The 6,459-nt window shown below is 64.0% G+C and carries 7 protein-coding genes; 4 read left to right on the forward strand and 3 right to left on the reverse strand.

The annotated features are described in order from the left end of the window. Positions 1-27: 27 nt before the first annotated feature. The 3 genes from lepA (at position 28) to FS320_RS47000 (ending at position 3,342) form a co-directional block, all read left to right on the forward strand. Positions 28-1,833 (forward strand): translation elongation factor 4, encoded by a 1,806-nt coding sequence (gene lepA, locus FS320_RS09160; protein WP_152711025.1) that lies wholly within the window; start codon positions 28-30, stop codon positions 1,831-1,833. A gap of 274 nt (positions 1,834-2,107) precedes the next feature. Continuing rightward, positions 2,108-2,917 (forward strand): MFS transporter, encoded by an 810-nt coding sequence (locus FS320_RS09165; RefSeq protein WP_202882840.1) that lies wholly within the window; start codon positions 2,108-2,110, stop codon positions 2,915-2,917. Next, positions 2,836-3,342, forward strand: a complete 507-nt coding sequence (locus FS320_RS47000) for an MFS transporter (RefSeq protein ID WP_244627051.1) — start codon at positions 2,836-2,838, stop codon at positions 3,340-3,342. The genes FS320_RS09165 and FS320_RS47000 overlap by 82 nt, the downstream gene beginning before the upstream one ends. 24 nt (positions 3,343-3,366) lie before the next feature. Here FS320_RS47000 and FS320_RS09170 read toward each other — a convergent pair whose 3' ends face one another. The 3 genes from FS320_RS09170 to FS320_RS09180 form a co-directional block, all read right to left on the reverse strand. After that, on the reverse strand, positions 3,367-4,146 hold the full coding sequence (locus FS320_RS09170) for an SDR family oxidoreductase (protein WP_152711027.1): 780 nt from the start codon (positions 4,144-4,146) through the stop codon (positions 3,367-3,369). Between the two features lie 72 nt (positions 4,147-4,218). Then, the gene (gene arsC / locus FS320_RS09175) at positions 4,219-4,644 is read right to left on the reverse strand and encodes an arsenate reductase (glutaredoxin) (protein WP_152711029.1); all 426 of its coding nucleotides are present in this window, start codon (positions 4,642-4,644) and stop codon (positions 4,219-4,221) included. An 87-nt stretch (positions 4,645-4,731) separates the two neighbouring features. Further along, positions 4,732-5,049, reverse strand: coding sequence for a hypothetical protein (locus FS320_RS09180; protein ID WP_152711031.1), 318 nt, complete (start codon positions 5,047-5,049; stop codon positions 4,732-4,734). A gap of 442 nt (positions 5,050-5,491) precedes the next feature. On the opposite strand from FS320_RS09180, the gene FS320_RS09185 reads away from it, so the two are divergent. Continuing rightward, positions 5,492-6,325, forward strand: a complete 834-nt coding sequence (locus FS320_RS09185) for a lytic murein transglycosylase (RefSeq protein ID WP_152711033.1) — start codon at positions 5,492-5,494, stop codon at positions 6,323-6,325. The last annotated feature ends 134 nt before the right edge of the window (positions 6,326-6,459 follow it).

The following is a 6,459-nucleotide window of genomic DNA, read 5'->3' on the forward strand; positions in this document are numbered from 1 at the left end:
GGGTTTCACACCCGCCAGAGTTTACTGATGACCGCTCGCACCTTCGACAATATCCGCAACTTCTCCATCGTGGCCCATATCGACCACGGCAAGTCGACGCTCGCCGACCGCCTGATCCAGACCACGGGGGCGCTCTCGGCCCGCGAGATGACGGAGCAGGTGCTCGACAACATGGATATCGAGCGCGAGCGCGGCATCACCATCAAGGCGCAGACCGTGCGCCTGGAATACAAGGCGCAGGACGGCAAGACCTACATCCTGAACCTCATGGACACCCCCGGCCACGTGGACTTCGCCTACGAGGTCTCGCGCTCGCTCGCCGCCTGCGAGGGCTCGCTGCTGGTGGTCGACGCCTCCCAGGGCGTGGAGGCGCAGACGCTGGCCAATGTCTACCAGGCCATCGATGCCAACCACGAGATCGTCCCGGTCCTCAACAAGATCGACCTGCCTGCCGCGGATCCGGACCGGATCAAGGAGCAGATCGAGGAGGTGATCGGCATCGACGCCTCAGATGCGGTGCCGATCTCGGCCAAGACAGGCCTGAACATCGAGGGCGTGCTGGAAGCCATCGTCAAGAAGCTGCCGCCGCCGAAGGGCGATCCGGATGCACCGCTCAAAGCGCTGCTGGTCGATTCCTGGTACGACGCCTATCTCGGCGTGGTCGTGCTCGTGCGCATCATCGACGGGTCGATGAAGAAGGGCTCCACCATCAAGATGATGGGGACAAACGCCTCCTACAGTCTCGACCGGGTCGGCGTGTTCTCGCCGAAGATGCAAGAAATGGCCCAACTCGGCCCCGGCGAGGTCGGCTTCTTCACCGCCTCGATCAAGGAGGTGGCCGATACCCGTGTCGGCGATACCATCACCGACGAGCGCAAGCCCACGACGGACGCGCTTCCGGGCTTCAAGCCCGTGCAGCCGGTGGTGTTCTGCGGCCTCTTTCCCGTCGATGCCGCCGAGTTCGAGAACCTGCGCGCCGCCATGGGCAAGCTGCGCCTGAACGACGCCAGCTTCTCCTACGAGATGGAGACCTCCGCGGCGCTCGGCTTCGGCTTCCGCTGCGGCTTCCTCGGCCTGCTGCATCTCGAGATCATCCAGGAGCGACTGGAGCGCGAGTTCAATCTCGACCTCATCTCCACCGCGCCGAGCGTGGTCTATCACCTGAAGCTACGTGACGGCTCGACCATCGAGCTGCACAACCCGGCCGACATGCCGGACGTGATGAAGATCGAGACCATCGAGGAGCCGTGGATCCGCGCCACCATCCTCACGCCCGACGATTATCTCGGCTCGGTGCTGAAGCTCTGCCAGGAGCGGCGCGGCGTCCAGATCGACCTGAACTATGTCGGCAAGCGCGCCATGGTGGTCTACGACCTGCCGCTCAACGAGGTCGTGTTCGACTTCTACGATCGCCTGAAGTCGATCTCGAAGGGCTATGCCTCCTTCGACTACCACATTTCCGACTACCGAGAGGGCGACCTCGTGAAGATGTCGGTGCTGGTCAACGGCGAGCCCGTGGATGCGCTCTCCATGCTGGTGCACCGCGACCGCGCCGAGGGCCGCGGCCGCGCCATGTGCGAGAAGCTGAAGGAGCTGATCCCGCCGCACATGTTCCAGATCCCGGTTCAGGCGGCCATCGGCGGCAAGATCATCGCCCGCGAAACCATCCGGGCGCTGCGCAAGGACGTGACCGCCAAGTGCTACGGCGGCGATGCCTCGCGCAAGCGCAAGCTGCTCGATAAGCAGAAGGAAGGCAAGAAGCGGATGCGCCAGTTCGGCAAGGTCGACATCCCGCAGGAGGCGTTCATCGCCGCGCTGAAGATGGATTCCTAAAGGAGACACCGTCGAGGCCTTCACGGCAACGTTTGACAGGCCCGGCTCGGTCATGAGCCGGGCCATTCTTTTTGTCGGTTGCACTGCAGCAAAAAGCGCTGGAACCTGCCCTCCCTCCCAGAGTTCAACCCAGGCACGGGGCTTGGTCTCGCACATGTCATAGGCTGAAGGAACGGGGTCTGCGGACGCCGGGCTTCGGCATGTCCATGTCGGCGAGGCTCAACCTTCGATACCGCACCTCCGAGCCACAGGATCTCGCAATACAGGAGAGTCCATGTCTTCGTCCCTGCGGGCCACGCTGCCGACGCTTTTCGCCCTCCTTCTGGGCTACGCTCTCATGCAGATCGGCAACACGCTTCAGGGCACGCTGCTCAGCGTGCGCGGGAGCATCGCGCAGTTCACGCCAACACAGATCGGAGCCGTGGGTGCCGCCTTCTGGGTCGGCATCGTCGTCGGCTCTCTCTATGCCGGACGCGTGATCCAGCAGGTGGGACATACGCGGACCTTCGCGGCGCTGGCGGCCATCGCCGCCTCGACGGCCCTGCTGCATCTGCTCGTCATCAGCCCGGCCGTCTGGATCGCCGCGCGCGCGGTAACCGGCTTCTGCTTTGCCGGGTTGTTCATCGTCGTCGAGAGCTGGCTCAACGCCTCCGTCAATGCGCAGACGCGCGGGCAGATTCTCAGTGTTTATGGAATGACGGGTTTGATCGCCGGAATCGGCGGTCAGATGCTCCTGCCCGCGGGCGATCCGCATGGCTATCGGCTGTTCTGCTTCGTCACCATTCTGATCTCTCTCGCCCTCGTGCCGACGGCCCTGTCGCGGGCGACCGCGCCGGCTCATGCGGTCAGCGATAGGAAGATCAATCTGATGCAGCTCTACAGGCAATCGCCCTTCGGCGTGGTGGCTGCGGTTCTCTGCGGCATCACCACGAGTTCGTTCTTCGCGCTGGCCCGATCTGGGCTCAGGAACGCGGGCTCGAAACGACCGAGATCGCCATCTTCATGGCCTGCGGGACGCTGGGCGGCTTTGTCACCACCTATCCCCTCGGCTGGCTCTCGGACCGCATGGACCGGCGCCATGTGATCATCGGCGCGTCTGGCATGGCGGCGGCGATCCTTCTCGCGCTCATCCACTTCGTGCCGGCGACCGTGTCGATCTGGCTGCTCTTCATCTATGTCGCGATCTTCGGCGGGAGCGTCATCCCGACCTACAGCATCGTCACGGCGCATGTGAACGACATGGTGAAGCCGGGTGAGTTCGTAGCCGCCGCCGGCGGTCTCCTGATCCTGCAAGGCGTGGGCGCAGCCATCGGCCCGGTGATCTCAGGAATGGCTATGACGGAGTTCGGGCGATTGGGCCTTCTCTATGTCGTCATCACCGCCCAGGCGCTCATGGCGATCTGGGGTGCCTATCGCAGCCTGCAGCGCGCTGCGCCTCCGACGGAGAAGAAGGAGACCTTCACCCCGGAACCGACCGTTCCCGTCGGAACGCAGCTGGAGGCGTCGTGAGCGCCTCCAGCTGAAGTTGTGAGCCTACACGAGCAGCGATTGGCCGCCATCGATCCAGACCGGCGTGCCGGTGATGTGGCGTGCGCGGTCGGAGGCGAGGAAGAGTACGAGTTCGGCGACCTCCTCACTTGTGCCGGGCTCCTGGCCGGTGAGCGGGATCGAACCGGCCGGATATTCGGCCGGGACCTCCGCCTCCTGCGTATCGCGCTTCTCGGTGTTGTCGGAAATCTCGGTATCGATCTTGCCGGGGCAGACCACGTTCACGCGGATCTTGTGCTTGGCGAGCTCGACCGCCAGCATCTGCGCCATCGCCACCTGGGCCGCCTTGGTGGCGGAATAGGCCGTCGCGCCGGCGCTCGTGAAGGTGCGGGATCCATTGATCGATGCCGTGATGACGATGGAGCCCCCGGCCTTCTTCAGATGCGGCACGGCATGATGGAGCGTGAGATAGGTGCCGCGCAGATTGGTGTTGATCGTGCGATCCCATTCCTGCGGCTGCAGCTCGTCGATGGGCGCCCAGACGCCGTTGATGCCTGCATTGGCGAAGACGATGTCGAGCCGGCCATGAGCCTGCACCAGATCGGCCACCGCCTTGCGCATCTGGCCTTCATCCGCTACATCGGCCACGAGCGCAATGGCTCTGCCGCCTGCCCGCTCGATCTCCTCGGCGACCTTTCGGATCTCGTCTTCCGTGTGGCTGAGCACACCGACCATGGCGCCCTCACGCGCGAAGCGCAGGGCCGTCGCCTTGCCGATGCCCGATCCTGCGCCTGTCACGAGCGCGACCTTGCCTTGAAGCTCCATGATGCTGCCTTTCCTCCAAGCGGGATTGTCCAGTCCCTGAACCGGAGGACGGGCAGCTTGTTCCCTTGAGCCCTATGCCAGACCGACGCGGCGCCCGGAGGCGTCGACCACCGGCTCTCCGTCTTCCTTGACGAATTCGCCCTGCTGCGGCGGCAGGATGTCGAGCACGGTCTCGGACGGGCGGCAGAGCCTGACGCCCAGGGGCGTGACCACGATGGGCCGATTGATCAGGATAGGATGCGCGATCATCGCATCAAGGAGTTGGTCGTCGCTCAAGGAATGGTCGCCGAGCCCGAGTTCCGCATAGGGCGTTCCCTTTTCGCGGATCGCGTCGCGGACGCTCACGCCCATGCGTTCGATCAGCTGGCGCAGGAGCAGACGCGTCGGCGGGGTCTTCACATACTCGATGATGTGCGGCTCGATCCCGGCATTGCGGATCAGCCCCAGGGTGTTGCGGGAGATCCCGCATTGCGGGTTGTGGTAGATGATCACGTCCATGGCTTATCCTGACAATCGCATGAAGTGGCAGCGATGGATGCCATCGCATGTCGGGAATGACTAGGGGCTAATGCCTGTTGCAGGAGTTCAGCTCCGGCAGGCCGGCCGGCCCTGAACCTTCAGTCGCGCCAGCAGGTGCCCTGCAAGGCCATTGTAGGCTTCCTGCGTGTCGACGCCGGAGAGGGAAAGTTCGAGCACCCATTCGCTCGAGAGCGGCACGATCAGAGTCTCGACCGTCATGGCATGTGAGGCTGATGGCAGACTGGCATCGATCCAGGTCGCGGACCAGCGGGTCGCTCCGGCGTCGGAAGACAGGGACACCGATTGCGCGGGACGCCCGAGAAGCTGCTCGTAGTCCTGCTGCAGAACTGCAGCGTCCCGGGTCGCGAGATCGGATTGCGGCATGTCGCGCAATTCCTGGGCCGAGCGAAGACCGACCGTGAGATCCGCGTCCGTGACAATGGCTCAGACCCGCTTCCGTGAGGCGCCACTCGTCCGGCAGTGTGAAGGAGAAGCAGAGATCCGGCGCGACCTTGCCGGAAACCCGGGTCTGGTGCGTAAGGGAATCGAAATGCGCCTTGATCGGCTCGCTCCCGCCGGTGCTGTCGAGCGGATCGTTCGCGGCCTGCGCCACGGAAGCAATGGCAAGCCCTGCCAGAAGGGCAAGCCTGCCAGACCATGCTTCCCACCATCTTACGCTGTGCACCGGACCCTCCAGGGGGAACGAACCTTCACATTGATAGCAGCGCGCGCAAACCGCACCGGTTGCCTCGAAACTGCAACGCTCTTGAGTTGCACGAGCCGGGCCCTACCTCGCACAGGAACGAAATGACCCTGGAGAGACTTAATGCAGGCTTTCATACGCGCCTCCTTTCTGGCGGCGATCCTGCTCGCAGCAGGCCAGGCAGCGGCTGCAACCTGCCGCGATCCGGCAGGTTTCGAGAAATGGCTCGATGACATCGGACAGGAAGCGGTAGCGCAGGGCATTTCGCCAGAAGCCGTAAAGCAGGGTTTGTCCGGCGTCATCTTCGACCAGAGCATCATCCGCAAAGATCGTGGCCAGGGCGTGTTCAAGCAGAGCTTCGAGCAATTCGCGGGACGCATGGTCTCTCCCGCGCGCCTGAGAGGCGGCGCCACGATGCTGAAGCGGCATGCGGCCACTCTCTCGCGGATCGAGCAGCGCTTCGGCGTGCCCGCCCCGGTCCTCGTCGCCATTTGGGGTCTCGAGACGGATTTCGGCGCGGTGAAAGCCAATCTGCCGGTGATCCGCTCCGTCGCAACGCTGACCTATGATTGCCGGCGCTCGGACTTCTTCAAGGCCCATCTCTTCGATGCGCTGCGCATCGTCGACAGTGGCGACCTGACCCCCGCCGAGATGCGCGGAGCCTGGGCGGGCGAGATGGGACAGACCCAGTTCATGCCATCGAACTATGTCAGATACGCCATCGATTTCGATGGTGACGGCCGCGCCGATCTTCTGCACAGTCCGGCCGACGTGTTGGCCTCGACGGCCAATTATCTTCAGGGTCATGGCTGGGTCCGAGGTGGCGACTGGGAGCCAGGCTCACCCAATTTCGAGGCCATCCGGGCCTGGAACAAGTCGCAGGTCTATTCGCGCACGATCGCCTACTACGCCTCGAAGCTCGCCGGCGACGAGACATCGGCATCGATGAGCCAGTAGCCGTTCAATCGGGATAGGGGGGAGCCTCGCGGTTCCACCCCTCCCACACCACCGTACATACGGGTCCGTATACGGCGGTTCGTCGGATTACTCGACTGGCTGGACGTGGACAGAGGCGAGGCCGAGGCCTCTGA

It is taken from the genome of Microvirga tunisiensis, from assembly GCF_009296175.1.
Lineage (GTDB): Bacteria > Pseudomonadota > Alphaproteobacteria > Rhizobiales > Beijerinckiaceae > Microvirga > Microvirga tunisiensis.